The sequence below is a fragment of the Nocardioides marmoriginsengisoli genome (genome assembly GCF_003725695.1).
In the GTDB taxonomy this organism is placed as follows: domain Bacteria; phylum Actinomycetota; class Actinomycetes; order Propionibacteriales; family Nocardioidaceae; genus Marmoricola; species Marmoricola marmoriginsengisoli.
On the sequence record NZ_RJSE01000008.1, the window covers coordinates 281153 to 306261 of the forward strand.

Here is a 25109-nt window from a genome sequence, read left to right on the forward strand (position 1 = left end):
ACGCCATCTGCGCTCACGCTGAGGCCCGCCATGAGCCAGATGTACACGACGCGAGAGCGAGTGGTGTTGGCGGGTGCGGAGGAACCAGCACGACGTCCCCACGAATCCGGTGGGGCTTGGGGTGAAGCCACCTTGGTGGCCGGGCAACGGTAGCCCGAATCCGACAGGTCAACCCTCGCAAGCGTGACCGCAACAGGTTCCTCATGCCTACGACGACTGGTCGTACCTTCGCGCGCGCCTCCGCCCTGGCCGGCGCGCTCCTCCTGTCCGCGACGTTGATCGCGGTTCCGACGCCGGGGGCCCGCGCCACCGCCGCCGTGGCCGGTCCGGTGGCCGCGACCCCCACGGCCACCCCGACGGCCACCCCGACGGCCACCCCGACCGCCACCCCGCGACCGAAGCCCTCGTTCGGCCAGCGCGTGCTGTCCGTCGTCTCCACCCGGCGCGGCTCGCCGTACGTGTACGGCGCCAGCGGCCCGCGCCGGTTCGACTGCTCGGGTCTGACGATGTGGACGTTCCGGAAGCTCGGTCGCAAGCTGCCGCACTCCTCCTCCGCCCAGTACGGACGCACGAAGCACGTCCGGGCCTCCGCGCGACGCGTCGGCGACCTGGTCTTCTTCCACGACGGCGGCGGGATCTACCACGTCGCGATCTACGCCGGCCGCAACCGGATCTGGCACGCGCCGTACTCCGGTGCCCGGGTCCGCAAGGAGCGGCTGTGGACGAGCGCGGTCTACTACGGGCGGGTCCGCTGACCTGAGGTTGCTACCGACCGCACCCTAGGATTCAGTCGTGCACCCACTGGCTCGCCGGCTCCGGGGCGCGGCGGCCCTGGTCGCCGCGCTCGGTGTTCTCGTCGGCCTGCTCGGGATGCACGGGCTGGGCCTGCACGGTGTCCACCATGCTGCGGCCGAGACGTCCGCGCACGTCTCGGGCGTCCCCGCGCCGGCCGGTCCGGTGCCTACGACAGCGGCCGAGTGCTGCGACCACGCGCCGGGCATGGACGTGCTGATGACGTGCCTCGCCCTGCTGGTCGCGACCGGGCTCCTGGTGTCCCTGATCCGCCGGCACCCGGCCCGGGTCTCGCTGCCGAGGCTCCGGGTGCCGCAGCGCTGGCGACGATCCCGTACGACGGTCCGAGCCGGACCCTGCTACCTGATGGCCTTCTCCGTGATCCGTTGCTGAGGAGTGCGCTGCCTGGCACCAGGCACTCGCACACCCACCAGCCAACCGATCACCAGGAGATTTCATGAACTACCCCGCTACCAAGCGGTCGCTGCTGCTTGCCCTGAGCCCGCTCGTCCTGATCCTCGCCGTGGCCGCGGGCTGCGGCAACGACAAGGACGAACCGCTGAGCAGCACGCGGCACAACGACGCCGACGTCGCGTTCGCGACCGACATGATCCAGCACCACGCCCAGGCGCTCGCGATGGTGAACCTCACCGTCGAGCGGCCGCTCGACCCTGAGGTCAAGGCCGTCACCGAAGGCATCCGTGCCGCCCAGGCGCCCGAGATCGAGACCATGGTCGACTGGCTCCAGGAATGGGACGAGGACGTCCCGGAGACCGTCAACGATCACATGAACCACGACATGGGAACGACCCCGGAGGGCACCGACGAGATGCCCGGAATGATGTCCGCGGAGGAGATGAAGGAGCTCGAGGAGGCTCCCGACTCGGAGTTCCAGAAGCTGTGGCTCGAGATGATGGTCGAGCACCACCGCGGCGCCATCGAGATGGCCGGGACCGAGGTCGAGGACGGTCGTTACCAGCCGGCGGTCGACCTGGCGAAGTCGATCGTCAGCTCGCAGAGCGACGAGGTCGAGGAGCTGAAGAGGCTGATCGCCGGCCTCTGACCGGGCGGGGGCAGTGGTGCCGGAGCGGATGGTGCCACTGCCCTTGCTCCGGTCGACTCACTTCCAGATGCGGACGTAGTCGACCTTGGTGGTGACCTTGTCGGGGACGACCGCGGGGTCGTAGACGTTGCCGACCGTGCCCATCGCCTGGTTCATCAGGAAGTAGAACGGCTTGTCGAACGGCGAGTTCGGACCGTGTACGGCGGCCGCTGCGGAGCGGTAGTCGTTGATGAAGCAGACCTCGCCGTTGAGCAGCACGGTGATCCGTCGCGGCTCCCACTCCACGCCGTACGTGTTGTACTCGCCGGGGTTGATCTCGCAGTTGGCGGTGCGCACGTTCAGGTTCGAGCCCTTGGCCTTCTCGCCGGGCAGGTAGTGGATGTAGGGGCGATCCAGGTTGGGCCGCGAGCTGTAGATCTCGGCGAAGTCGATCTCGCCCGACATCGGCCACGGCCCGTAGGTGTTCTTCTTCGGCCACAGCCAGAACGACTGCTGGACACCCGGCACCCGGATGTCGGGCAGCTTCGCCCGCACCTCGTACTTGCCGTAGGTCTGGGCGAAGGTCTCGTAGTGCATCACCTGCCCGTAGGCGAACTTCGACGACTTCGTCCGGGTGCAGTCGCGCGGAGCCGGCAGCTCGACGAGCGAGAGCTCCAGGTTGCCGTCCGCGACGGCGATCGTGTCGGGGCTGTCCATCGCGCAGGCGAACATCGACCGGGTGCCGGACGTGGAGCCGCCGGTGTGCGGGACCCAGTAACGCCGGTCCAGCGCGGTGCCCTCGAACTCGTCGTCGTAGGTGCACGTCCACGGGCTTCCGTCGGCCTTCAGGGGAGCGGCTCCACCGCAGGTCGCGGCCGGCGGATCCACCGGCGGCTTGAGTCGTTCGAAGCCGATCGTGAACGTAGCGCTCTCGCCCTGGAGATACCTGCCGGTCGCGGGGATCCGCCCCCAGTACCGGAACGAACCGGTGTAGTCGCGACTGGTGACCTTGAGCGTGGCCCGCAGGTCCTCGTCGAGGACGCCCTGGCTGATCCGGACGTAGCCGAGGCCCGCCGCGCCGGTAGTCATCAGCTGGATCCGGTCGCCCGGCGCGGCCGGTGCCTCGGCCTGGACGTCGACAGCACTGGTCTCACCCAGGATCAGCTTCTCCGGCGCCGAGAGCACCCGTACGGCGGGCCGCGCCAGGAACTTCCTGGCGGGAGCCTTGTCCCCGTTCACGAGCTGATTGCCCGGTGAGGTGCTCTGGAGGAGGTCGCTGCCCCAGCCGGTGACCACCAGGGTGATCGAGACCGTGACGACGATCAAAAAGACTCGGAACATGGCGCGCTACTCCTTGCCGTCCGAGTGGGGGAAGTCGACGGCTCGGGCCGATGCTCGCAGAACAGAGTCTCGAAATGCGTTTCCAACGCGCGTGTTGTTTGAAAAACGCCGTGATCGTGCCTAGCCCGGCGCGACGTCCAGGCTCTTCGGGTTCGCCTGTGCCGCGCTGATCCCCGCCTCGACCTTCTCGGTCGGGCCGGCGATGAAGACGTACTCGACGTTGCGGAGCCGCTTGACCTCGCCGACCTTCTCGCCGGAGGGGTTGAAGATGCCGATCTGGGCGCCGACGTACCGCTTGGAGTCGAAGGCGACCATCCGGACGTCCTCGTGGCCGGCCTCCTGCAAGGCGTGCATCATCTGCTCGGCGGTGATCCAGGACTCGTCGTTGTAGGAGACCACCACGACCTCGGCCCTGGCTCGGCGCAGCACGTCCGCGAACGCCGGCGCCATCTGGCGCTTGGAGTTGAAGACGCTCTTGGTCTCCTCGTCGCGACTGTCGATCCGCTTGCAGGCGACGCCGTACGGTTCCGGCTCGTCCCAGCGGACCAGGGTCTCCCAGATGTGGTAGTTCGTGAAGTACCGGTGCTGGTTGTACGGCGGGTCCAGGTACATCAGGTCGACCCGGTCGAGCTCGTCGACGGTGACCGTCGCGTCGCCGCGCACGGTGCGCCCCGGGCCGGGCAGCAGGTCCGGCCGGCGGAGCTCGAGGTCGTTGAACGCCCGCGGCGCCCAGTTCTTCAGGTACGCCATCTGGATGCCGGTGGTGGAGTCGACCCGGTCGGCGGCCAGCATCAGGCTGGTCAGCAGGATCGGGTAGAGCGGCGTCCCGCGGTAGTCGGACTCCAGGGCGTCGCGGATCGCGTCGACCCGGGCACCGTTCTGCGGCTGGAAGAACCGGGACCGGACGCAGAACGTCTCGGTGAAGTAGCCCGGCGTTCCCGGCAGCGCGTTCAGCCGCTTGAGCTCGTTGTCGAGCTCCTGGAGGTCGACCGTGCCGGCGTCGGTGGCGATGTAGCAGTCGCTGAGGATCTCGCTGTAGGTGGCGAGGTCCGTGGCCGTCACCGTGAGCCCGCGCGCCTTGAACTCCTGCGCGACCCGGGTGGTGCCGGTGAAGAGGTCGACGGCGGTCCTCGCCCCGACCCGCTCGGCGATGTCGCCGAGCACCGGGACGAGGGTCCGCTTCGACCCCACGTACTTGATCACCTGCCCAGGCTACGGCCCACCGATCCGGTACGCCGTGGGCGTGGACCCGGTCCACCGCTTGAATGCCCGCCGGAAGGCGCTCGCCTCGGAGAAGCCGAGCTGGTGCGCGACCTCCTCGATGCTGGCCCCCCGCGCCATCGCGGTGATCGCGCTGTCGCGCAGCAGCTCCTCCTTGATCAGTCCCAGGGACGTGCCCTCGTTGCGGAGCATCCGCCGCAGGTGGCCGCTGCTCACCGACAACGTGGCCGCCACCTCCTCGGCGTCCGGCCACTGATTCCGGTACAGGCCGGACTCGAGGGCCGCGCGGACCCGCGAGGAGGGCAGGCTCCCGTACTCGCGCTGCGAGAGCAGGTCCTCCGGCGACCGGCGCAGGTACTCCTCGAGCTCGGCGATCGTCCGGATCGCGGGGGCGTCCAGCATCGTCGAGCAGAACGTGATCGCCGCGACCGGCCCGCCGAAGGTCACCGGGCACCCGAACATCACCTCGTACTCGCGGGCGATCGCCGGAGCCGGGTAGGGGAGCTCGACCTGGTGGAACCGCAGCGGCTGGCCGATCAGCCAGCTCGTGAACCGCTGCATCACGACCAGCGAGAAGTCGAGCGCGAGGTGGTCCGGGTCGTTGAGCCGGCTGGCGTCGACCTCGACCCGCGCCAGCTCGGGCCCCTCCGTCAGGCTCACCTGCGGGGCCCCCGCGATCGCGCCCTGGAGCGCGATCATCCGGGTGAGCAGGTCCCGTACGTCGCCCGGCCCGACCAGCGCGTGCGCCAGCAGCTGCAAGGTCCCGCGCGGGCTGACCGCACTGCCCATGCCCAGCATGTCGTCGCCGCTGAGCCGCCAGAGCCGGCGGATCAGCTTGGCCACCTGCTTCGGCGCGAGCCGGGCCCGGTTGTCGCGGAGCAGCGCGCTCGGGATACCGGCGTGCCGGAGTGCCGCCTCGACGTCGACCCCGGTCGCGGCCACGCTCCGGAGCGCCGCCCGCAGGAACGGGACCGGGATCGTCAGCTCAGCCATGTCCGTTGCCGTCCTCGAACAGGGACGTCGCGGTCATGGCGGTCCCGGAAGCCGAGTTCCTACCTTGGGAGGCAGGAGGTCGCCCAGGAGGGGGCACTGCTCGGGAGGGATGGCAATCGTGGTGGACACCAGGACGCGGACCCAGGCCGGTCGCTCGTGCATCGGACGCTGGACCCCGGCTCTCAAGTACGTCGTACGTCGTGAACGGCTCACCGCCTTCGCCGAGGCGATCGGCGACACCGTGCCGACCTACCTCCGGGGCGATCGGGCGCCGTTGGCGTTCGTTCCGGTGGCGATGGCCTCGGCGTTCCGGCAGGCGTTGGCAGCGGTCGTCCCGGCGAAGCGACTGCCCCGGCTGCGGGTGCGCGAGAGTGACATCCGGGTCCGGCGGCATCTCGCGGCTGACGACGTGGTCTGGACTCGGGCACGGGTGATCGGCATGCACGCCTGCTCCTCTGGTCTGGCGATCAGTACGCAAGTGGAGACACGCGAAACGTCCGGTGATCTCGTGGTTCTGCAATTTGCGGAGGCCGTTGTCCACGATGTGGTCTGGCCGCGGTGGCGCGGGGACCGGGTGCCGCGCGAGGACCGGGCCGCCGGATCCGCGGGCGGCCTGACCGTCGTCGGCGAGGAGGCCCGCTACGGGTCGGACGGAGCCGCGATTCCCGAGCTTCAGACGCTGGCGATCGCCGAGCGCGCGATGGTCCGCAGCATGTGCCCGGACGACCCGGAGCGGCTGACCCGGCTGGCCTGCCGGTTCGTGGATCCCGGGTTCAGCGGGGACATGCTGGCCACCGGGATCTGGTCGACCGGCGACGGCAGGCCGGCGACGTACGGGTTCGAGGTCGCGGCCGGTCGTCGGCTGCTGGTCCGCGACGGCTGGGCCGAGGTGGCCAGCCCGCTTCCGATCGGTTGAGGCGGCCGACGTAGATTTCAGCCATGGACAGTGGCAAGCAGACCAGCGATCGCTCCGACCTGATCCTCGCGACCGTGGTCTCGCTGCTGGTGAACATGCTCTGGATCTTCATCGCGCCCTCCGACCAGCGACTGATCCTGGTCGCGCTGGCCTCGGTGATCCTCGGCCTGATCTGCCTGGCCGGCGAGAACACCGGTGCCTACGGGATGGGCATCATCTTCGGCGCGATGGCTGCCGGGTGCATCGGCGTGGCGCTGGTGGCCGCGGGGATGTCCCCGCTGCCCAGCTAGGCACCTAGCTCCGGTCGTCCGGGCTGTTCGGCATGAACTGCTCGGCGATGTGCTCCCAGGCGTTGTCGATCAGGGTCACCAGGTCGATCCGCATCGCCTTCCGCACGTGAGGCTTCTCCAGCTCCCGGTCGACGAACCGGACGATGAACCGGCGCAGCTCGCCGTCCAGCCCGGTCAGCTTCTGCAGCACCGCGGCCCGACGGCTGTCCGAGGCCACCGTCATCACGACGTCGTCCGGGTCCGGCGGCGCGATGTGCCACAGGATCGTCAGGGGCTCGACCAGCTCCATCGTCAGCCGCAGCGGCAGCACCACCTCGGCGTTGAACCGGAGCATGTCCACGCCCAGGTCGAGGTGGAAGGCCACGTCGACCGGCAGGTTCACCTCGTAGCCGACGACATCGGCCAGCGCCTCGCCGTACGCCTTGCCGAAGGTGCCGTTCGCAGTCACCTTGGCGACCTTCCGCCCCGGGCCGGCACCGATCGGGCCGAGCTGGAACTCGTCGCCGAGGACCCGGTTGATCGACTCCATCACCCGGTCGCGGTGCAGCACCAGGTTCATGAACCGCATCCCGAACTCGTCGTACCCGATCTGCAGCGGTGCCGGGATCGGGGCGTCCAAGTCGGTCAGTTCGGGCAGGTCGGCGGCGTCGGTCACCGGTAGATCATCCGGCATACCGGGCGTCCGGGTGTGACGGGGGTAACCCCACGGGCTAGAACTCGTTTCAGTTCACATGAGGTCGACCCACCGCGCGCGGCTCCTGGCCGCAGCCACCGCCCTGCTCGCCGTCGTCACCGCGCTGACCCTCGGGTCGAGCGGCAACGCGTCCGCCGACCCGGAACCGGTGGCCGGGCCGACGCCCCAGCTCCAGCGCGACGGCCGGTACCTGGTCGACGAGAAGGGTCGGCTGGTGATCGTGCACGGGCTGAACTTCGTCTGGAAGAAGGCGCCGTACGTCCCGCCGAACACGCCGGAGGGATTCACCCAGGCCGATGCGGACTGGCTCTACGAGCACGGCTTCAACGGCGCCCGCCTCGGCGTGCTCTGGCCGGGCGTCAACCCGACCGCACCGGGCGTCGTCGACCAGAGCTACTTCGACAAGTGGGACCGGGTCGTCGACCTGATGGCGGACAAGGGCATCTGGATGCAGTTCGACATGCACCAGGACATGTGGCACGAGACGTACGGCGGCGAGGGCGTCCCGAACTGGGCGATGAAGCGGCCGGCGCCGTTCTCGCTGTTCCCGGTGCTCAAGGCGCCGTTCCCGTTCGGCTACTGGACCCCTGAGGTCTCCACCGTCTACGACAACTTCTGGGCCAACAAGAACAACCTGCTCGACCACTGGGTGACCTACTGGAAGCAGGTCGCCGACCACTACAAGGACCAGCCCTACTCGATGGGCTACGACCTGATCAACGAGCCGTGGGCCGGCCTGGAGTGGACCAGCTGCATCCTGCTCGCGGGCTGCCCGTCGACGTACGCGAAGGAGCTCCAGCCGGCGCAGAACAAGGCGCTGGCCGGGATCCGCAGCGTCGACCCGGACAACATCGTCTGGTACGAGCCGCAGCAGCTCTCCTCCGGCCTGCTGCTGCCCACGCACCTCAAGGCGGTGCCGGGGGAGCAGAACCTGGGCCTGTCCTGGCACAGCTACTGCTTCGCGACCTTCGCCGAGTCCACCGGCATCCCGGTGCCGCTGACCGAGTCCTGCAAGGGCTTCGCCAAGAACCGCAACAACCACGCGCTGGCCCAGGCCGCCGAGATGAACGCGGTGCCGTTGATGACCGAGTGGGGCGCCAGCGACAACATCCGGGCGCTCCAGATCGACGCCGAGGCGGCGGACACCAACAACATGGGCTGGCTGTACTGGGCGTACAAGTACTGGAACGACCCGACCACGGCGGACACCAAGCAGGGTCTGTTCCACAACGACGCCGACCTGGCCGACGTGAAGGCCGACAAGCTCAAGGAGCTGGTCCGGACCTACCCGCAGGCCACCGCCGGCACCGACCTGGTCTACGCCTACGACTCGGCGACCGGGAAGTTCACGATGTCCTACAAGGCGGACCCGTCGATCGACGCGCCGACCCGGATCTTCGTCAGCCCGATCACCGCGCCGCACGGGTACACGGTGACCACCAGCACCGGCACCGTCGTCAAGAACGGCTCGTACGTCGACCTGACGGTGGGCTCTGCCGGTGTCGTCAAGGTGACGATCACGCCGAACCCGTAGCGTCTCCCCGGGAACACCGCCCCGGCGCCCTTCGTTGAAGGGAGTGACGCATCGCTAGGATCGGTACGTCACGCCGGCGCCACAGTGGTGAGCCGGTCCGGCCTCCAAGGAGGAGACCATGCAGAGCAGCAACCCCGTCTTCAGCCGCAACGACGCCTTCAACGGCAAGGGCGGCACGACGTACGCGGACTTCAACGAGCCCGCGTACGGCGCCCCGTCGACGCACACCGGCTCCGGGACCGGGCGGATGACCATCGACTCCGTCGTCCAGAAGACCGGCATCACCCTCGGGATCGTCGTGCTCGCGGCTGCGGCAACCTGGGTCCTGACCGGTGACATCTTCGACCAGACCACAGGGCTGGTCGACAGCGATGTCACCTCCCGGCTCTACGCGTTGAGCATCGTCGGTGCCCTCGGCGGCTTCGCGCTGTCGATGGTCAACTCCTTCAAGAAGGTCGTCAGCCCGGCCCTGGTGATCGCGTACGCCGCGTTCCAGGGTGTCGCGGTGGGGGCCTTCAGCAAGGTGATGGAGGCCAACTTCGGCGACGGCCTCGTCGTCGGCGCGGTGCTCGGCACGGTCGCCGCGGTCGCCGGCACCCTGACGGCGTACAAGGTGTTCGACATCCAGGTCGGCAGCAAGTTCCGCAAGTGGGTCATCGGGATGATGTTCGGCTTCGTCGCCGTCACCCTGCTCGACGTCGTGCTGGGCTTCTTCAACGCCGAGATGGGCTTCAACGGCTTCGGCCCGCTCGGCCTGCTGATGAGCGTCGTCGGTCTGGCGATCGGTGTGCTGATGCTGATCCTCGACTTCGACTTCGTCGAGCGCGGCATCTCGGCCGGCCTCCCGGAGCGGGAGTCCTGGCGTGCGGCCTTCGGCCTGACCGTGACGATCGTCTGGATCTACATCGAAATCCTGCGGATCCTTGCGATTCTGCGGGGCAACGACTAAGTCGTCCCGGCAGGCTCGACGTCCGAGCCTTCGGCGCCCGGTTCCGTTTCCTCGGAGCCGGGCGCTTCGGCGTTCTCGGCCTTGAGCCAGCGGCGGCGGAGCTGGAGCACCCAGCGGCCGCCGGGGCCGCGGGCCGATCCGGCCACCTCGGTACCGTCGACCTCGGTGCCGGGGTTCTTGCTGGCGTGCACGGCGGCCTTGCTGATCGAGCGCAGGCCCTCGCTGCGACGGGTGTCGGCCTGGTCGTCGGGGCTGAGCCCGAGCGCCGCGAGTGCCGAGGGGAGCAGGACGCCGACCATCCAGGCGTAGCCCGCCGCTGACGGGTGGAACCGGTCCGGGCCGAACAGGACCGCCGGGGCGGCGTCGAACTCCGGGCCGAGGATCGAGCCGAGCGAGACGGTGCGCCCGCCGGCCTCGACGACGGCGATGGTCTGGGCTGCCGCGAGCCTCCGGGACCAACGGCGGGCGACCTGACGCAGCGGTTGGGGGATCGGCCGGACGGTGCCGAGATCCGGGCAGGTGCCGACGACGACCGCGACCCCCGCGTCCTGGAGGTGGCGGACCGCTTCGGAGAGGAAGCGGACCGATTCCGAGGGCAGCATCCGGTGGGTGACGTCGTTCGCGCCGATCAGGATCACCGCGAGGTCGGGCTCGGTCGGCAGGGCCGCACCGACCTGGCCGACCAGGTCGCTGGACTTGGCCCCGGAGAGGCAGAACGCGCCCAGGTGGACCCGCCGATTGGCCTGGGCGGCGATCCCGGAGCCGAGCATCGCGCCGGGGGTGTCCTCGACGGTCGTGACGCCGTACCCGGCCGCGCTGGAGTCGCCGAGCAGGGCGACCTTGATGGCCGGCCCGGGCCGGCCGCGGCCGTACCAGCCGGTGGCGTCCGGCACCCGGCCCTCGAGCCGGCCGATCGCCTTGCGGGCGACCTTCGCCTCGGCCCGGAGCAGGCCGTACAGCGATGCCCCCAGGACCGAGAGGCCGCCACCGCCGTATGCGGCGGCGGAGGCTAGCTTTCGTGCGGCAGCGGCTCGTCCCACCCGGACCACCCTAGAACGCAGTCCAAGGGTGAGCCGACGCGCCCCCAGCGCGCCGACTCACCCTTGGAGGATCGGGGATCACTCGGCCAGGTAGGCCTTGGTGAGGATGATCGGGTGGTCGGAGATCCTGGCGTTCTTCGGCTTCATGTCCTTGACGTAGGACGTGAACCGGGCCGGACCGGCCGCGAACACCCAGTCGATCCAGAGGGTCTTCGGCGGGGCGCAGGCCATCGACGGAACGCTGTTCGCCGAGATCATCAGCTTGCCCTCGGTGAGCGGGCAGAACGCCTTGGTCCGGTCGTTGAGGTCACCGGTGAGGAAGACCGCGCGTCCGGTCTTGCGGAGCTCGACGACCTTGGCCTTCTCGATCGCGATCGCCTTGGCGCGCCACTTGCTCTGGTCGCCGTACTTCCGGATCGACGCCGGGTTGTGCACGTTGATGAAGTACGCCATCCGGCCGCTGGCCTTGTGCTTGAGCAGCACCACCGGCATCTGCCAGATCCGGCCCTGGAAGTAGGGGACCCCGATCGTCTCCGCGCTCACGAACTCCATCGTGGACTTGCGCCAGATGATCGAGTTGGCCGAGTTCTTGTCGGTCACCGCCGGGTAGATGTCGTAGGTGCCCTTGGCCGCCGCCAGGAACGAGGTCCGCTGGACCCGCTCGAACTCCTGGAGCCCGACCACGTCGACGTTGTAGCCGGCGAGCATCGCGACCTGCTTCGGTGTCCGGGACGCGTAGCCGGCGTAGCGTGCGCTCGGGGTGTGGCTGGCGCCGAGGGCGTTGAAGCTCGCCAGCACGAACCCGTTGTTGTCGAAGAGCGAGGTCTGCGGCACCGGCTTGCCGACGTAGTTGTTGAGCCAGCGCGACGGGTCGATCTTGATCACGCCGCTGAAGCCGTTGGTGATCGCGAAGTAGAGCGAGCACTTCTTCGCGATGCCGAGGTCGCCGACGTTGCCGAGCTGCTGACCGGCAGCGACGATCTGGCCGTTGGTCACCCGGGCCCTGCGCATGTAGCCGTAGTAGGTGGTGAGCTTGCCGCGGCTGGTCACGACGCGGACCAGGTTCGGTCCGCTGGTCGGCGACGAGCTGAGCAGCACGGTGCCGGCGGTGGCCGCCCGGACCGCAGCGCCGCACGGCGCCTGGATCTCGGTGCCGGGACGCTTGCCGAAGGTCTTCCGGTCCCTGGCGTACTTGCTGACCACCGGGAAGAACACGTTCGGGGCCTCGGAGGCCCGCTGCTCGACGGGCACGGTGCGCTTCGCGGAGGAGAGGACGACACCCCCCGGGTTGATCGCGACCAGCGCGGTCGCGGCCACGACACCGACGAGGGCGGCGCTGAGGGTCCGCGAAGGACGGGGGAAGGACATGAGATCTCCTGCTGGTCAAAGGCTGGGGGAATTCGACTCGGTCCGAGTATGGACCGAATTTTGGGAAAATTGGGGTCTGAGTGAAAAAAAGTTGCTCGTGGGGCGTGTTGGTGCTTGCAAACTACAACGATGTAATACTCAGATTCGCGAAAGTAGCCCGTTCTGATAGTCGGCGCCGGGCCGACTATCTTGAGCCCTATGGACTACGCGAACTCGCTTCTCGACCTGATCGGCAACACCCCGCTGGTCAAGCTCGACAGGACCCTGGACCGCCCGGCCGCCACCCCTGCCGACTCCCAGGGCCCCCTCGTGCTCGCCAAGGTCGAGTACCTCAATCCGGGCGGCTCGGTGAAGGACCGGATCGCCCGCCGGATGATCGACGCGGCAGAGGCGTCCGGGGCGCTCCAGCCCGGCGGCACCATCGTCGAGCCGACCTCGGGCAACACCGGCGTCGGGCTCGCCCTGGTTGCTCAGCAGCGCGGGTACAAGTGCGTCTTCGTCTGCCCGGACAAGGTCAGCGAGGACAAGCGCAACGTCCTCAAGGCGTACGGCGCGGAGGTGGTCGTCTGCCCGACCGCGGTCGCTCCCGAGCACCCGGACAGCTACTACAACGTCTCGGACCGGCTCGCCTCGCAGCCCGGAGCGTGGAAGCCGGACCAGTACTCCAACCCGAACAACCCGCGATCGCACTACGAGGACACCGGCCCGGAGATCTGGCGACAGACCGACGGGAAGATCACCCACTTCGTCTGCGGCATGGGCACCGGCGGCACGATCAGCGGCGTCGGCAAGTACCTCAAGGAGCAGAACCCCGCGATCCAGGTCATCGGTGCCGACCCGGCCGGCTCGGTCTACTCCGGCGGCACCGGCCGCCCCTACCTGGTCGAGGGCGTCGGCGAGGACTTCTGGCCCGACACCTACGACCGCACCGTCGCCGACCGGGTGATCGAGGTCTCCGACGCGGACTCCTTCTCCTTCACCCGGCGACTGGCGCGCGAGGAGGGCCTGCTCGTCGGCGGCTCGTCCGGGATGGCCGCGTTCGCCGCCGCGAAGCTGGCCGCGGAGCTCGCTGCCGACGGGACCGGCGCCGACGCGGTGATCGTGGTGCTGCTGCCCGACTCCGGTCGCGGCTACCTGACCAAGGTCTTCAACGACGACTGGCTGGCGCAGTACGGATTCCTGGCCGCGAAGGACGACCAGACCGTCGGCGAGGTGCTTCGCGGCAAGTCCGGCGGATTGCCGGACCTGGTGCACACCCACCCGACCGAGACCGTCGCCGAGGCGATCCACATCCTCCGCGAGTACGGCGTCTCCCAGATGCCGGTGGTCCGCGCCGAGCCGCCGGTGATGGCGGCCGAGGTCGCCGGCTCGGTCTCGGAGCGGGCGCTGCTGGATGCGCTGTTCGCCGGCGACGCCAAGCTCGCCGACCAGGTCGAGGCGCACATGAGCTCGCCGCTGCCGACGATCGGTGCCTCGGCGGGTGTCGCGGAGGCGATTTCCTCCCTCGGATCCGCCGACGCGCTGCTCGTCCAGGAGGACGGCCGGCCGATCGGGGTTCTCACCCGCGCCGATCTGCTGACATTCCTGGTGAGTTTCCGTTAGTGGTTCGACCGGTCATGTTCTAAAGTGGGTAAATCGGTCAGTCGCGCCCGTACCCCACACGGGCGCCGGCCGGGATCCGTTGGGGTGCAGCGCCGGCCTCTGGCCAGGCGCACAACGGATCAGGTGGCGGGGTGATCCTGGGAGGGGTACCCCGCCACCACCTCATACCTGCTTCGTCAGCAAGGGGTTCGCTGCATGAGTCAAGGGTCCGGCGCCAGCTACCTCACGCTCGCCGCGGACGGAGTCGCCGAGGTCGAGGTCTCCCGGTCCCGGTTCCGCTGCGCCCTGGTGCGGGTCGACGACGAGATGTCGGCGCGCAGCGTGATCGAGCAGGCCCGCAAGGAGAACTGGGGAGCGCGGCACCACTGCTCCGCCTTCATCCTCGGGCCGTCCCGCGCGGTGGAGCGGTCCCACGACGACGGCGAGCCGCCGGGCACGGGTGGCGCCCCGATGCTGGAGGTGCTCCGCGGTCGTGAGGTCAGCGACGTGGTGGCGGTGGTGTCGCGGTGGTTCGGCGGCACCCTGCTCGGCACCGGCGGCCTGACCCGCGCGTACGGCGACGCAGTGCGTGCCGCGTTCGAGGCCACCACCCTGATCCAGCGCGTCGAGCAGGAGCTCTGCGAGGTGACCGTCGACCTGGCCGCGGCCGGCCGGCTGGAGCACGAGCTCCGCGCGCGCGGCACCAAGGTGCTCCGGATCGACTACACCGACATGGCGACCCTCGAGCTCGCGGTCCCGATGCAGGCGGTCGGAGTTGCCACCGAGATCGTCGCCGAGCTCACCGAGGGCACCGCGGAGCTGTTCCACCGGGGCCGGCGCTGGGTGGATGCCCCGCTGAGCTCCTAGTCCCTGATCGTTCCGAGCGTCGCCCGGATGACGTCGGCCGGGATCTTCAGCACCTCGCGGTCCCAGGTGAGCAGTCCGTTCAGCTCGTCCTCGATGTCGCTGAGCTGGGTGTAGACGGTGGCGGCCAGACCGCGCTCCACGGCGGGCGCGATCTCGTCGACGTGCAGGGCGACGAAACCGGCGGCGAGCTCGGCGGGCGTCTCGCAGTGCCGGTAGCCGAACTCCGTGCTGCTCCAGTCGTGGCCGGCCACCTGGAGGCTGTGGCCGCCGTACTCGGTCAGGGCGTGCACCCGGCGCTCCCGGCGGCGGGTCCGGAGCCGGAACGGCCGGAGGTAGCTGTGGTAGCTCTTCACGTCGCCGCCGCCCTGATCGATCCAGCCGCTGACGTGGTTGACCGCCCGGGTCGGGTCGAGCGCCGCGACCTCGGCGGCGATCTCGTTCGCGTCGAACTGCCCCCAGGCCTCGTTGAACGGGGTCCAGACGCAGACCGAGGCGGTGTTCGCGAGCAGGGCGACGGTCCGGCGTACCTCGTCGCGGAACTCCTCGCGGGCGGCCGCGTCGTCGCGGAAGAAGAGCGGGTAGCGCCGGTCGGAGAGCCGGATCGGCCAGCGTGCCGGGAGGTTCGCGGTCAGCTCCCGGTAGCGGCCGCCGCCGTTGACCACGTCCTGCCAGACCAGCATCCCCAGCCGGTCGCAGTGGTGGTACCAGCGCAGCGGCTCGACCTTGGCGTGCTTGCGCAGCATCGTGAAGCCGAGGTCCTTCATCGTGCTGATGTCGTGCACCATCGCCTCGTCGGCGGGTGCGGTGAGCAGCCCGTCGGGCCAGTAGCCCTGGTCCAGGACGCCGACGTGCTGGATCGGCTCGCCGTTGAGCAGGAACCGGCGCCGGCCCCGGTCGTCCTCGCCGATCCCGAAGGAGCGCATCGCGGCGTACGAGGTGATGCTGTCGTCGCCGTAGGTGATCTCGAGGTCGTAGAGGAACGGGTCGGCGGGGGACCAGAGGCGGGGGTGCGGGATCGGGAGCCGCAGGGGAGTGCCGGCGGGGCCGGTGGATTCTGCGACTACGGTGCCGTGGTCCAGGACGCGGACGTGTGCGGGCATCTCGACCGGCTCGAGGTCCGCGCCCTCGTCCGCGATGTCCGGACGTCGAGCCTGTCGAGACGCCTGAACCGTCACCGCCAAGGTCGCGCCCTCGACGTCGGGCACGATCCGCAGCTCCTCGACGTACCGGCTCGGCACCGCCTCCAGCCAGACCGTCTGCCAGATCCCGGACTGGGCGGTGTACCAGATCCGGCCGCGGTCGAGGCGCTGCTTGCCGCGCGCGTGCGGACCGGTCTCGGAGAGGTCGCGGACGCGTACCTCGATCGTCTGCGACCCGGCGACCAGGGCGTCGGTGATGTCGATCGTGAAGGGCAGGTAGCCGCCGGTGTGGCTGCCGACCTCGGTGCCGTTGACCCAGACGGTGCAGGTCTGGTCGACCGCGCCGAAGTGCGCCAGGACCCGATCGCCGGCCGGGGCCGCGACGCCGGTACGCCGGTACCAGAGCCACTCGTCGGGCTGGAGCTGCCGGCCGACCCCGGAGAGTGCGGCTTCCGGTGAGAACGGCACCACGATCCGGCCGTCCGGGTGCTCGGGGCGGTCGATGCCGCCGAAGGCGTACTCCCAGCGGCCGTTGAGGTTCACCCAGCTCGACGGTCCCCGGACCAGCTGCGGGCGGGGGTACTCCGGCAGCGGACGGTCCGGGTCGAGGTCACGCCCCCAGCGGGTCAGCACGGACCCGAGGATAGGCGGCACGATGCCCGGGATCCGATTACCATCCCCAGGATGAGCCTCACCTTCCTGATCACCGCGCTCGTGATCGTGGCGACGCCCGGGACCGGTGCGCTGTACACGATCGCCGCCGGGCTGACCCGGGGCACCCGCGCGGCGCTGCTGGCTGCGTTCGCGAGCACGCTCGGCACCGTCCCGCACTTGGTGGCCGCGATCACCGGGCTGGCCGCGCTGCTGCACGCGAGCGGGGTCGCGTTCGAGACCATCAAGTACCTCGGCGTCGGCTACCTGCTCTGGATGGCCTGGAACACCTGGCGCGACCGGGGCGTGCTGACCGTCGAGGCGGAGTCCGCTCCGCGGTCCTGGCGCTCGGTGCTCGTCACCGGGGTCACGATCAACCTGCTGAACCCGAAGCTGACGCTCTTCTTCATCGCGTTCCTGCCGCAGTTCGTCCCGGCCGGCAGCGCGCACGCGACCTGGCACATGCTGGCGCTGAGCGGGATCTTCATGGCGCTGACCTTCGTCGTCTTCGCCCTGTACGGCGCCTGCGCGGCGCTGCTGCGGGACCAGGTGCTGGCGCGGCCGGTGATCGTGGACCGGATCCGGAAGACGTTCGCGGTCTGCTTCGCCGGGCTCGGTGCCCGGCTGGCGTTCGAGTCCCGCTAGGTCCTGGGATCCGGCCGGAAACGGCCGTTTGCAAGAATCTCCGCATGAGGCGGACGAGGTGGGAGGCGCGTACGGCGCACCGCAGCGCCGTCGCCGCCCTCGAGATCACCGCGCTGACCGCTGCCGCGCACGTGCTCGCCGGCGGCCACCTGCCGGCCCCGGGCTTCCTGCTGGGCTTCGCCGCGATGGTGTTCGTCGCCGCCGCGCTGACCTTCGGCCGGGTGCTCCGGGTCGGGGTCGTCGTCCCGTTCGTGCTGCTGGCGCAGCTCGGGCTGCACTCCGCCCTCGAGGCGGTCCAGCCGACCCATGCCGGAATGTCGATGACCGTCACCGGCGAGCACCTCTGGCAGATGACCCCGGTGATGTTCTGGGCCCACCTGGTCACCACCGTGGTCACCGCGATCGTGCTGCTCGTCCAGGAGCACGTGGTCGCCGCGGTCGCCACCTGGATCCGGGTCTTCCCGGCCGTCGTCGCCCTGCCGCTGCTGCGCGGCGACCGTCACCACGACGAGCCGCGGACCACGCGTCCCCGGCTGCCGCTGCTCTGCGTCGCTCCACGTCGAGGGCCGCCGGGGGTGCTCGCCGCGTCGTCCTGATCTCCGGGTCAGGACGGGTCGCGGCCTGCCCTGCCACCCCATCGATCCAAGGAGATTCAGCATGACTGCACGTACTACCGCACGCCTTCTCGCCCTGCCCGCCGCCGTGATCGGCTTCAGCGCCCTCGCTGTCGGTCCGGCGCTCGCCCACGTCTCGATCACCCCGGGAGAGGCCGCCGCCGGCGACTACACCGTGGCGACCCTGAGCGTCCCGCACGGGTGCGACGGGACGGCGACGACCAGCGTCACCATCCAGATCCCGGAGGAGATCAACGCGGTCACCCCGACCCGCAACGCGCTCTGGGACGTCAAGAAGAACCTGGTGAAGCTGGCGACGCCGATCAAGGACGCCCACGGCAACGAGATCACCGAGCGGGTGGGGACGGTCGTGTACACGGCCAAGTCGCCGCTTCCGGACGGGTACCGGGACGCCTTCGAGCTGTCCTTCCAGGTCCCCGACGCCGTCGGCAAGACGCTGGCGTTCCCGACCCTCCAGAAGTGCGAGAAGGGTCAGACCGACTGGGTCGAGGTCGTTGAGGAGGGTGCCGAGGAGCCCGAGCACCCGGCCCCGATCATCAAGGTGCTGCCCGCCGCCGAGGGTGACGGCCACGGTGGGTCCGCGACGCCCGCCGCGGACAAGGAGGCCGGCTCCGACGACGAAGGCGCCTCCAAGGGCCTCGGGTACGCCGGTCTCGGCGTGGGTGCGCTCGGTCTGCTGACCGCGGCGGCCGCGCTGGCGAAGACCCGGAAGGCCTGACCTGATGGCGTCGGGGCAGTCGCGGGCACGGGCCGTACGCCGGCTCGTACTGGCGGCTGCCCTGGCGCTGCTCGGCCTGCTGGCGTTCGCGGGACCGGCCAGCGCGCACGCCACCCTGGTCGGCACCGACCCGACCGAGGGACAGATCCTGACCGAGGCGCCCGAGAAGGCGACCTTCACCTTCGACGAGCCGGTGCGGGCGCAGAGCGGCGGGGTGCACCTCTTCGACGCGAAGGGCGTCGAGCTCGAGGCGGACACCCGTACCACCGACACCCTGCTGGTCGTCGACCTGCCGGAGGGCCTGGCCGACGGCACCTACGTGATCGCCTGGAGGGTGGTCTCCTCGGACGGCCACCCGATCGCCGGCGCACTGACCTTCTCGATCGGCGCGCCGAGTGCGACCGTGGCCGCCGCGACCGGGGTGTCCCAGTCCTCGCCGACCAGTGTGCGCGCCTCGCTCGGCATCGCCCAGGCACTCACCTACCTCGGCGTCTTCGGCGCCTGCGGGCTGGTGGCCTTCGTCCTGCTGCTGCTCCCGAAGGAGGGCGGTCTCGACCAGGTCCGGGAGCGGCTGCTGCGGATCGCCGGCCGGTTCGCCTGGCTGGTGGTGGTCGCCGGGTTCGCGACCCTGGTGCTGACCACGCTGTACCAGCGCGCGGAGGGCTTCTCCGCCCTGTTCACCGACGGCCCGTACGAGATCCCGACCGGCACCGAGCTGGTCAGCTGGGTCCTCGCCGCACTGGGTGCCTGGATCGCGGTCGGCTTCGCCCAGGGCGTGCGCGGGCGGGTGCACCGGGTGCCCGCGCTGGCGGGCGTCGTCCTCGCACTGGGTGCGCTCGCCCTGGTCGGGCACACCCGGGCGTTCCCGCCGCTCTGGGTGATGATCGCGGCCGACCTCTCGCACGTGCTCGCCGGATCGATCTGGTTCGGCGGCCTGATCGGGCTGGTGATCAGTCTGCGCCGGCTGGCCGACCGGCCCCGGGTCGCGGCTGTGGCGCTCGGCCGGTTCTCGGCGCTGGCGGCCTGGCTGCTGGTCGCCGTGGCGGTCACCGGCTCGGTGCTCGGCTGGCGGATCCTGCGCAGCTGGGGGAACCTGTTCGGCACCGACTTCGGCAGGCTGCTGCTGGTCAAGGTCGCCGTCGTGGTGCTGGTGGCCCTGATCGCCGCCTGGAACCGGTACCGGCTGATGCCGGCCGTGCTCGCCGACAGCGGGTTCGCCGACCGGGCGTCGGCAACCGGGCGGTTGCAACGCACCGTTCGGATCGAGGCCGTCCTGCTGATCGGGGTCCTCGGACTGACCGGGTTCCTGGTCGACCGTTCGCCGGTCGAGGACACCGGCTCGGTCGCGCTGCCGGGAGCCCTGGACTCCTCGACCTTCGCCGGTCAGACCGGGAACGCCAAGGTGGTCGCGGTCCTCAAGCCGGCCACGGTGGGCAAGAACACGATCCTGTTCCAGGTGCAGGACCTCGCCGGCAACCCGATGGAGCCGTCCGCCGTACCGGGGCTGAACGCGACCTCCGGTCAGTTGTCGCTGGGGGAGCAGGAGGTCACCAACGTCGACTCCGGGACCTACGCCGCCACCGTCGTCCTGCCTCGCGCCGGGACCTGGGACGTGCAGGTCAGCGTCCGGATGTCCGAGTTCGAGAACCCGGTGGTGACCGTCAAGGTGCCGGTGGCTGCTCCCCGGTGACGGTGATCGTCATCGGGATCGTCCGGACGACGCCCGACAGCCGGGTCTGGACGAACATCCGGTAGTCACCCGGCACCCGGAAGCCGGTGTGGAACGTCAGGTCGGAGCGGCCGTCGCGGGTCTCCGGCGACCCGAGCGGGTGCATGTGCACGAGCGCGCCGGTGGCGAGGTTGAACGCGGAGACGTGCGCGTAGACGCCGAGGTACGTGCCGAGGGCCGCGGGCTCGCCGTCCCGGCTGATGCCGAGCTCCATCTGGTGCTCGTAGCCGACGGTCGGCGGCTTGGTGATCGTGACGGTGGTGCCGTCCACGGTGGTCTCGGTGGTGGCCGGAGGGGCCGGCACGTCCTTGCCCGGAGTGCCCAGGGTCCTCTCGACGCCCAGGACGACCTGGTCGCCGTTGCCGCCCTCGTCGCGGGCGGTGAACTCGACCACCACCCGGTAGCGCCCCGGTCGCGGGACGGTCAGGTTCCCGGTCCAGGTGCCGTCCGCGGCCTTCTCCGGGTGCACGTGCCGGAACACCGAGAGGTCGGTGCTGACCACGTAGACGTGCATCTCCTTGGTGAGCTCGACCAGGAAGTCGGTCACCGGCTGCTTCCGGTCGTCCTGGATCTGGAAGCTGAGCGTGCCGGGGACCCCGGGCCTGGCCGGGAACCGGACGTCCGCGAGGGTGTAGCCGACGTACGACGCCCGGGTGCCGTCCCCGGCGGCGAGAGCGGTGTGGGTGTGCGGGGCGTCGGCGGCCGGTGCGGGGTCGCCACCGCAGCCGGCCGCGCCGAGCGCGATCGCGGCGGCCAGCAGCGCGGGGAGGAGGCGTCGGGTCACGACGCCGATTCTGACAGCCGGGTCCGAACGGCCGGTTCCCCGGTTAGTGCGCCAGCTTGAGCCCGATCACGCAGCCGATCAGGCCGACCAGCAGCAGGATCTTGATCGCGCTGACCGACTCCGCCCCGGAGACCATCCCGTAGGCGACGGTCAGCGACGCGCCGATCCCGACCCAGACGGCGTACGCGGTCCCGATCGGCAGGGTGCGCAGCGCGTAGGCGAGCCCGCCCATGCTGAGCACGATGGCCACCGCGAACACCAGCGACGGCACCAGCCGGGTGAATCCCTCGGTCTTGCCGAGTGCGACGGCCCAGACTGCTTCCAGCATCCCGGAGACCACGAGAACGATCCATGCCATGACGAGCTCCTCGAGGCCGTCTTGTCGCGTTCCGGGTACGGCTCCCTCGTCCGGCGAGCCTCGGTGGCTCACGACGATTCTACCTGCTTCGCGGGCGATCGGGTTGGGCCTGGTCCTGATCTGCGCCGGAGCTGATCGCCTGGACCGCCGCCCGGTTCGAATAACCAGTTCGCTCCGCCGTCGGTCCTGGCTAGCGTGACCTCATGCCCAGCGCCCTTGTCGAAGTACGCCGTCGCTACTCCGAGGCCGAGGAGGTCGCGATCATCGAGGCCGTGCACGCCGCCCTGGTCTCTGCGTTCGCGATCCCGGTGAAGGACAAGCACCTGCGTCTCGTCGCGCACGAGCCGCACCGGTTCGCCTGCCCGCCGACCCTCACCGAGCCCGAGCGCGCCACGATGGTCTCGATCGACTGCTTCGCCGGCCGGTCGATCGAGGCCAAGCGCCGCCTGTACGCCGAGATCGTCGACCGGCTCGAAGGCCTCGGGATCCCGCGTGATCACGTGACGATCACACTGCGGGAGATCCCGACCGAGAACTGGGGCATTCGGGGCGGCCAGGCGGCCTCGGACGTCGACCTCGGGTTCAAGGTCGACGTCTGAGGGTCCCAGCGGGTCAGGCCGCGGGCGACGATGTCGTGGAGCCCGTTGCTAGTCGGCCCGGGGCGCGTACATGATCACCGAGACGCCGACCAGGCAGACCAGGGCGCCGATCACGTCGTACCGGTCGGGTTTGAAGCCGTCGGCGACCATGCCCCAGGCGAGGGAGCCGGCGACGAACACCCCGCCGTACGCCGCGAGGATGCGTCCGAAGTTGGCGTCCGGCTGGAGGGTGGCGACGAAGCCGTAGAGGCCCAGCGCGATCACCCCGGCACCGATCCAGGCCCAGCCGCGATGCTCGCGGACGCCCTGCCAGACCAGCCAGGCGCCGCCGATCTCGGCGATCGCCGCGGCGATGAACAGCACGATGCTGCGCAGGGTGTCCATGGGCGGAAGGCTAGTCGGGGCCGGCGGGTGAAGGTCAGTCGGCCGCCGGAGCGTCGCCGTGGTCCGGCGGGGTGCCGAGCTGCTGCACCTGCATCGGCCACCCGCAGCCGACGGCGATCTTCGCGGCCCAGACGCGCGCCTGCTCGTCGTCCGGTACGTCGACGACGGAGAAGCCGCCGAAGTGCTCCTTGGTCTCGACGTACGGGCCGTCGGTGAACCGGGGCTTGCCATCGTTGGGGTCGACGCTGAACACGGGGAACTTGTCGTCAAGGCCTCCGCCGAACACCCAGACGCCTGCCGCCATGGCCTCGTCGATCACCGGGCGGATGGACCTCGCGCTCTCCAGGATCTGCGCCTCGGTCAGGTCCGGGACCCACTCGGCGTTGAAGCTGATCAGGTACTGGGGCATGGCTCCTCCTAGGTCGGGACGGCCCGGTGGCCATCCTCCACCTTCGCTACGAACGGGGACGGGCCGTTACGACATTCTCGGCACAGCATCTTGGTCTTCGGTGCCACCGTCCCGGTCAGCGGCGCCCGAGCTGGCGCTTGAGGGTGAGGTAGCCCCACGTCAGCACGAACCACGGAGCGATCAGCCAGGGTGAGTTCAGGAGGATGAACTTCACGCCGAAGTCGATGAAGCTGGACGTGTTGGCCGAGGGGAACCCGCCGATGATCTCCGAGCCGTAGTAGTACCAGGTCAGCACGGTGTGGGTGACTGCCGTGGACATGACGAGCAAGGTTCCGCGGACGTCGGTGAACCGGGACCGCTTGAGCAGGACGAGCCCGGTCAGCCCGACGCAGCCGTTGATGACGGAGAGCACCTCGATCATCAGGAAGTGGGGGTCGGGGTTGAGGTAGCGGGTGTCTCCGCCGTCGATGTAGTTCCACCAGGCGTAGGCCCAGGCGCTGTCCTGGGCGCCGGCGATCGGCTTGTGCAGGATCAGCCAGCCGAGCTCCCAGGTCAGGTGCGTGATGTAGGAGCAGATGACGAACGGGAGGACGGTGGCTTGGAGCCGTTCGTACCGAGTCCAGGTTCGCAGCGAGGGGAGGGGGAGGTAGGCGGCGAAGATGCCGAGGAAGTACCCGAGCGTCGCCTGGATCGCCATGGTGTTCGCCATGGCCTCGCGGTTGGCGTTCGAGCCGAAGACTAGGTAGGTGTAGACGGGAAAGGCGAGGGCGAGGGAACCGAACCCGACGATCCAGCAGGCGCGAAGTCCTCTCGACGGGGGCACCGTCGGCGCAACCGAGCCAGAGGGTTGGTCAAGTGTCGTGGTCATGCGTTTCCCTTGGGTCGAGCTCCCCGACGTGGGAGTAACAGGCGATCTCTTGAGGGTAATGATGATTACTCTTGAGGAAAGGTAACCTACTCGTGAGGGGAGCGACAGTGCTTCTCGGAGGGGATCCAGGGTGAAGTCGACGGAGTCCGCGCCGCTGGCGAACCGTTTGGACGATGCTCGGCGTGCGGTCTACCGCGAGCACATCCTGAGCGTCGCGGAGGACGAGTTCGGACGGGTCGGGTTCGCCGCTGCGAAGGTCGGTGACATCGCTGCCGGCGCAGGGGTCTCGTTGTCGACGGTCTACAAGTCGTTCGGGAGCAAGGACGACCTGTGGGACGCACTGAACGCCGAGCGGATGAAGGAGTTCACGCAGGTCGTCCACGCCGGGACCCGCCTGATCGACTCGCCCTTCGAGCGACTCCTGGTGGGTGCGCGCCTAGAGCTCGAGTTCTTCGCGGAGCGAGATTCCTTCCTGCGCCTCCATCTCAACGACGGCTTGAGCTGGGGGACGGCCTCGGTGATTCCCGGAGCGGGGCGCGGGGCGCAGCGTGACGCGTGGAAGGTGGGGATGGAGCTGACCGCCGCCAGTGCTCAGGCGGCAGCCGACGCGGGCGAGATCCGACCCCTGCGCCCCTCGGTGGTGGCCGCGCTGGTGATCTCCGCGTTGCAGGTGTGGCTCACGGACTGGGTGGCCCACGACCGCGACCGGCCCATCTCAGTCGTGGCTGACGAGGTCGTGGACCATCTGCGCAGCTGCCTTGCTGCTACCTGAGGGCGCCTAGCGCGGAACCTTGATCCCGGTGGCGCTGTGGCAGCGGTATCCGAACGGGTCTTGCTCAGGTACTGCTGGCACTGGAGGTGGTCGAACCGAGACCCTCCACCTTCGCGCATCGTGCGGCGAGGTCACGGATGCTCTGCCAAACGACGGCTCGGGGCACGTCGATGCTGAGCGCGCGGATGTACTCATCAAGACGGTGCGGACGATCGCGCAGGGACGTGACGGCTTTGTCGAGGCTCTCGCCGACAGTCTTTCCGTACGCCTCGACCGCCTTCTGCGCGCCGGCCTCAAGTGCGGCGGTGTCGGGTTTCATCATGGCTAGGTCGATGAGGTCGCGGCCGAACGTCGAGGTATCGGCCCAACGATCGTCATTCGCTAGCAGCTTGCTCGCGACCTGGTCGGTTGCCGTCAGGGTCCTCACGCCGCAGATCGCCTGCTCCGGCGATGGAACGTCGAGGCTGATGCGACCTTCGTGGATGATCTCGAACTTGATCGGGACCCCCGTCATCAGCACAGAGGCCCGGATCCCGTACCCGTCGACCACGGGCGGCCGGAGAAGATCCAGCTCGCGGTGGGCAAGTCCGTCGAGCCCGTGCTCTCTGACGATCTGCCGCAACGCGCGGTAGGACCGCTGGTCGGAGACCAGGAAGTCGATGTCGACTGATTCACGGAACTCGTCGTTGGCGAGCACGATCGCCGTACCGCCTCCGAACCAGCAGTTGTGCTCGACGAGGAGCGGAGCGTCGAGCAGCGAGAGCACCGCGGCCACCCGTTGGTGGTGCTG

Annotated in this window: 28 protein-coding genes and 1 riboswitch; of the genes, 15 read left to right on the top strand and 13 right to left on the bottom strand. The window is 69.7% G+C overall.

The window, feature by feature from the left end; translation table 11 throughout:
• The first annotated feature begins 203 nt into the window (after positions 1 to 203).
• From EFK50_RS18020 to EFK50_RS18030, 3 genes are all read left to right on the top strand, one after another.
• Complete coding sequence (locus EFK50_RS18020; RefSeq protein WP_123228971.1) at positions 204 to 755, top strand: C40 family peptidase; 552 nt, start codon at positions 204 to 206, stop codon at positions 753 to 755.
• A 37-nt stretch (positions 756 to 792) separates the two neighbouring features.
• On the top strand, positions 793 to 1185 hold the full coding sequence (locus tag EFK50_RS21940) for a DUF6153 family protein (RefSeq protein WP_148046225.1): 393 nt from the start codon (positions 793 to 795) through the stop codon (positions 1183 to 1185).
• Between the two features lie 64 nt (positions 1186 to 1249).
• On the top strand, positions 1250 to 1855 hold the full coding sequence (locus EFK50_RS18030; RefSeq protein WP_123228973.1) for a DUF305 domain-containing protein: 606 nt from the start codon (positions 1250 to 1252) through the stop codon (positions 1853 to 1855).
• A 57-nt stretch (positions 1856 to 1912) separates the two neighbouring features.
• Here the strand turns inward: EFK50_RS18030 and EFK50_RS18035 are convergent, their stop codons facing one another.
• The 3 genes from EFK50_RS18035 to EFK50_RS18045 form a co-directional block, all read right to left on the bottom strand.
• A complete protein-coding gene (locus EFK50_RS18035; protein ID WP_123228974.1) occupies positions 1913 to 3175 on the bottom strand; it encodes a glycoside hydrolase family 16 protein in 1263 nt (420 codons plus the stop codon).
• Between the two features lie 120 nt (positions 3176 to 3295).
• On the bottom strand, positions 3296 to 4378 hold the full coding sequence (locus EFK50_RS18040) for a DNA adenine methylase (RefSeq protein ID WP_123228975.1): 1083 nt from the start codon (positions 4376 to 4378) through the stop codon (positions 3296 to 3298).
• Between the two features lie 9 nt (positions 4379 to 4387).
• A complete protein-coding gene (locus EFK50_RS18045; protein ID WP_123228976.1) occupies positions 4388 to 5389 on the bottom strand; it encodes an AraC family transcriptional regulator in 1002 nt (333 codons plus the stop codon).
• 121 nt (positions 5390 to 5510) lie between these two features.
• Between EFK50_RS18045 and EFK50_RS18050 the strand changes: the two genes are divergently transcribed.
• Together EFK50_RS18050 and EFK50_RS18055 are read left to right on the top strand one after the other, a co-directional pair.
• Complete coding sequence (locus EFK50_RS18050; RefSeq protein ID WP_183407904.1) at positions 5511 to 6305, top strand: FAS1-like dehydratase domain-containing protein; 795 nt, start codon at positions 5511 to 5513, stop codon at positions 6303 to 6305.
• A 23-nt stretch (positions 6306 to 6328) separates the two neighbouring features.
• Positions 6329 to 6595: a hypothetical protein gene (locus EFK50_RS18055; RefSeq protein ID WP_123228978.1), complete on the top strand. Its 267-nt coding sequence runs from the start codon at positions 6329 to 6331 to the stop codon at positions 6593 to 6595.
• Between the two features lie 4 nt (positions 6596 to 6599).
• Here EFK50_RS18055 and EFK50_RS18060 read toward each other — a convergent pair whose 3' ends face one another.
• The gene (locus EFK50_RS18060) at positions 6600 to 7250 is read right to left on the bottom strand and encodes a hypothetical protein (RefSeq protein WP_123228979.1); all 651 of its coding nucleotides are present in this window, start codon (positions 7248 to 7250) and stop codon (positions 6600 to 6602) included.
• 76 nt (positions 7251 to 7326) lie between these two features.
• Here EFK50_RS18060 and EFK50_RS18065 point away from each other — a divergent pair, with 76 nt between their 5' ends.
• On the top strand, positions 7327 to 8823 hold the full coding sequence (locus tag EFK50_RS18065) for a cellulase family glycosylhydrolase (RefSeq protein ID WP_123228980.1): 1497 nt from the start codon (positions 7327 to 7329) through the stop codon (positions 8821 to 8823).
• Positions 8824 to 8941: 118 nt separating this feature from the next.
• On the top strand, positions 8942 to 9772 hold the full coding sequence (locus EFK50_RS18070; RefSeq protein ID WP_123228981.1) for a Bax inhibitor-1/YccA family protein: 831 nt from the start codon (positions 8942 to 8944) through the stop codon (positions 9770 to 9772).
• Here the strand turns inward: EFK50_RS18070 and EFK50_RS18075 are convergent.
• Both EFK50_RS18075 and EFK50_RS18080 read right to left on the bottom strand, forming a co-directional pair.
• On the bottom strand, positions 9769 to 10812 hold the full coding sequence (locus tag EFK50_RS18075) for an SGNH/GDSL hydrolase family protein (RefSeq protein ID WP_123229110.1): 1044 nt from the start codon (positions 10810 to 10812) through the stop codon (positions 9769 to 9771). The two genes, EFK50_RS18070 and EFK50_RS18075, sit on opposite strands and share 4 nt — an antisense overlap.
• Positions 10813 to 10890: 78 nt before the next feature.
• A complete protein-coding gene (locus tag EFK50_RS18080) occupies positions 10891 to 12180 on the bottom strand; it encodes a peptidoglycan DD-metalloendopeptidase family protein (protein ID WP_123228982.1) in 1290 nt (429 codons plus the stop codon).
• Positions 12181 to 12378: 198 nt separating this feature from the next.
• On the opposite strand from EFK50_RS18080, the gene EFK50_RS18085 reads away from it, so the two are divergent.
• Both EFK50_RS18085 and EFK50_RS18090 read left to right on the top strand, forming a co-directional pair.
• Complete coding sequence (locus EFK50_RS18085) at positions 12379 to 13782, top strand: cystathionine beta-synthase (RefSeq protein WP_123228983.1); 1404 nt, start codon at positions 12379 to 12381, stop codon at positions 13780 to 13782.
• A gap of 195 nt (positions 13783 to 13977) precedes the next feature.
• The gene (locus EFK50_RS18090) at positions 13978 to 14628 is read left to right on the top strand and encodes an IMPACT family protein (RefSeq protein WP_123228984.1); all 651 of its coding nucleotides are present in this window, start codon (positions 13978 to 13980) and stop codon (positions 14626 to 14628) included.
• Here EFK50_RS18090 and EFK50_RS18095 read toward each other — a convergent pair.
• Positions 14625 to 16400, bottom strand: coding sequence for a glycoside hydrolase family 2 protein (locus EFK50_RS18095; protein WP_123228985.1), 1776 nt, complete (start codon positions 16398 to 16400; stop codon positions 14625 to 14627). The two genes, EFK50_RS18090 and EFK50_RS18095, sit on opposite strands and share 4 nt — an antisense overlap.
• A gap of 51 nt (positions 16401 to 16451) precedes the next feature.
• Between EFK50_RS18095 and EFK50_RS18100 the strand changes: the two genes are divergently transcribed.
• The 4 genes from EFK50_RS18100 (at position 16452) to EFK50_RS18115 (ending at position 20106) form a co-directional block, all read left to right on the top strand.
• On the top strand, positions 16452 to 17063 hold the full coding sequence (locus EFK50_RS18100; protein ID WP_123228986.1) for a LysE family translocator: 612 nt from the start codon (positions 16452 to 16454) through the stop codon (positions 17061 to 17063).
• Between the two features lie 44 nt (positions 17064 to 17107).
• A complete protein-coding gene (locus EFK50_RS18105) occupies positions 17108 to 17659 on the top strand; it encodes a hypothetical protein (protein WP_123228987.1) in 552 nt (183 codons plus the stop codon).
• A 61-nt stretch (positions 17660 to 17720) separates the two neighbouring features.
• Positions 17721 to 18416, top strand: a complete 696-nt coding sequence (locus EFK50_RS18110) for a YcnI family copper-binding membrane protein (RefSeq protein WP_123228988.1) — start codon at positions 17721 to 17723, stop codon at positions 18414 to 18416.
• 4 nt (positions 18417 to 18420) lie between these two features.
• A complete protein-coding gene (locus EFK50_RS18115) occupies positions 18421 to 20106 on the top strand; it encodes a copper resistance CopC/CopD family protein (RefSeq protein WP_123228989.1) in 1686 nt (561 codons plus the stop codon).
• On the opposite strand, the gene EFK50_RS18120 is transcribed toward EFK50_RS18115, so the two are convergent.
• Both EFK50_RS18120 and EFK50_RS18125 read right to left on the bottom strand, forming a co-directional pair.
• Positions 20078 to 20929, bottom strand: coding sequence for a hypothetical protein (locus tag EFK50_RS18120; RefSeq protein WP_123228990.1), 852 nt, complete (start codon positions 20927 to 20929; stop codon positions 20078 to 20080). The genes EFK50_RS18115 and EFK50_RS18120 overlap by 29 nt on opposite strands.
• A 43-nt stretch (positions 20930 to 20972) precedes the next feature.
• Entirely contained in the window at positions 20973 to 21287 is a 315-nt protein-coding gene (locus EFK50_RS18125; RefSeq protein ID WP_123228991.1) for a DMT family transporter, read from the bottom strand.
• 10 nt (positions 21288 to 21297) lie between these two features.
• Positions 21298 to 21362: riboswitch (guanidine-III (ykkC-III) riboswitch) on the bottom strand.
• Between the two features lie 128 nt (positions 21363 to 21490).
• Between EFK50_RS18125 and EFK50_RS18130 the strand changes: the two genes are divergently transcribed.
• Positions 21491 to 21886, top strand: coding sequence for a tautomerase family protein (locus tag EFK50_RS18130; protein ID WP_123228992.1), 396 nt, complete (start codon positions 21491 to 21493; stop codon positions 21884 to 21886).
• Positions 21887 to 21934: 48 nt separating this feature from the next.
• Here EFK50_RS18130 and EFK50_RS18135 read toward each other — a convergent pair whose 3' ends face one another.
• The 3 genes from EFK50_RS18135 to EFK50_RS18145 all read right to left on the bottom strand — a co-directional run bounded on the left by EFK50_RS18135 (position 21935) and on the right by EFK50_RS18145 (position 23547).
• A complete protein-coding gene (locus EFK50_RS18135; RefSeq protein WP_123228993.1) occupies positions 21935 to 22270 on the bottom strand; it encodes a YnfA family protein in 336 nt (111 codons plus the stop codon).
• 34 nt (positions 22271 to 22304) lie between these two features.
• Positions 22305 to 22679, bottom strand: coding sequence for a YciI family protein (locus tag EFK50_RS18140; protein WP_123228994.1), 375 nt, complete (start codon positions 22677 to 22679; stop codon positions 22305 to 22307).
• 115 nt (positions 22680 to 22794) lie between these two features.
• Positions 22795 to 23547, bottom strand: a complete 753-nt coding sequence (locus EFK50_RS18145) for a hypothetical protein (RefSeq protein WP_123228995.1) — start codon at positions 23545 to 23547, stop codon at positions 22795 to 22797.
• Positions 23548 to 23677: 130 nt separating this feature from the next.
• Between EFK50_RS18145 and EFK50_RS18150 the strand changes: the two genes are divergently transcribed.
• On the top strand, positions 23678 to 24319 hold the full coding sequence (locus tag EFK50_RS18150) for a TetR/AcrR family transcriptional regulator (RefSeq protein ID WP_221177462.1): 642 nt from the start codon (positions 23678 to 23680) through the stop codon (positions 24317 to 24319).
• Between the two features lie 64 nt (positions 24320 to 24383).
• Here the strand turns inward: EFK50_RS18150 and EFK50_RS18155 are convergent, their stop codons facing one another.
• Positions 24384 to 25094, bottom strand: coding sequence for a nucleotidyl transferase AbiEii/AbiGii toxin family protein (locus EFK50_RS18155; protein ID WP_221177463.1), 711 nt, complete (start codon positions 25092 to 25094; stop codon positions 24384 to 24386).
• Positions 25095 to 25109 lie beyond the last annotated feature (15 nt).

Bases quoted from the DNA above. Each gene is read 5' to 3' on its own strand.
- EFK50_RS18020 (WP_123228971.1), top strand. From the start codon at position 204: ATGCCTACGACGACTGGTCGTACCTTCGCGCGCGCCTCCGCCCTGGCC.
- EFK50_RS18030 (WP_123228973.1), top strand. From the start codon at position 1,250: ATGAACTACCCCGCTACCAAGCGGTCGCTGCTGCTTGCCCTGAGCCCG.
- EFK50_RS18035 (WP_123228974.1), bottom strand. From the start codon at position 3,175: ATGTTCCGAGTCTTTTTGATCGTCGTCACGGTCTCGATCACCCTGGTG.
- EFK50_RS18045 (WP_123228976.1), bottom strand. From the start codon at position 5,389: ATGGCTGAGCTGACGATCCCGGTCCCGTTCCTGCGGGCGGCGCTCCGG.
- EFK50_RS18055 (WP_123228978.1), top strand. From the start codon at position 6,329: ATGGACAGTGGCAAGCAGACCAGCGATCGCTCCGACCTGATCCTCGCG.
- EFK50_RS18065 (WP_123228980.1), top strand. From the start codon at position 7,327: ATGAGGTCGACCCACCGCGCGCGGCTCCTGGCCGCAGCCACCGCCCTG.
- EFK50_RS18070 (WP_123228981.1), top strand. From the start codon at position 8,942: ATGCAGAGCAGCAACCCCGTCTTCAGCCGCAACGACGCCTTCAACGGC.
- EFK50_RS18080 (WP_123228982.1), bottom strand. From the start codon at position 12,180: ATGTCCTTCCCCCGTCCTTCGCGGACCCTCAGCGCCGCCCTCGTCGGT.
- EFK50_RS18085 (WP_123228983.1), top strand. From the start codon at position 12,379: ATGGACTACGCGAACTCGCTTCTCGACCTGATCGGCAACACCCCGCTG.
- EFK50_RS18090 (WP_123228984.1), top strand. From the start codon at position 13,978: ATGAGTCAAGGGTCCGGCGCCAGCTACCTCACGCTCGCCGCGGACGGA.
- EFK50_RS18100 (WP_123228986.1), top strand. From the start codon at position 16,452: ATGAGCCTCACCTTCCTGATCACCGCGCTCGTGATCGTGGCGACGCCC.
- EFK50_RS18105 (WP_123228987.1), top strand. From the start codon at position 17,108: ATGAGGCGGACGAGGTGGGAGGCGCGTACGGCGCACCGCAGCGCCGTC.
- EFK50_RS18110 (WP_123228988.1), top strand. From the start codon at position 17,721: ATGACTGCACGTACTACCGCACGCCTTCTCGCCCTGCCCGCCGCCGTG.
- EFK50_RS18115 (WP_123228989.1), top strand. From the start codon at position 18,421: ATGGCGTCGGGGCAGTCGCGGGCACGGGCCGTACGCCGGCTCGTACTG.
- EFK50_RS18125 (WP_123228991.1), bottom strand. From the start codon at position 21,287: ATGGCATGGATCGTTCTCGTGGTCTCCGGGATGCTGGAAGCAGTCTGG.
- EFK50_RS18130 (WP_123228992.1), top strand. From the start codon at position 21,491: ATGCCCAGCGCCCTTGTCGAAGTACGCCGTCGCTACTCCGAGGCCGAG.
- EFK50_RS18135 (WP_123228993.1), bottom strand. From the start codon at position 22,270: ATGGACACCCTGCGCAGCATCGTGCTGTTCATCGCCGCGGCGATCGCC.
- EFK50_RS18140 (WP_123228994.1), bottom strand. From the start codon at position 22,679: ATGCCCCAGTACCTGATCAGCTTCAACGCCGAGTGGGTCCCGGACCTG.
- EFK50_RS18145 (WP_123228995.1), bottom strand. From the start codon at position 23,547: ATGACCACGACACTTGACCAACCCTCTGGCTCGGTTGCGCCGACGGTG.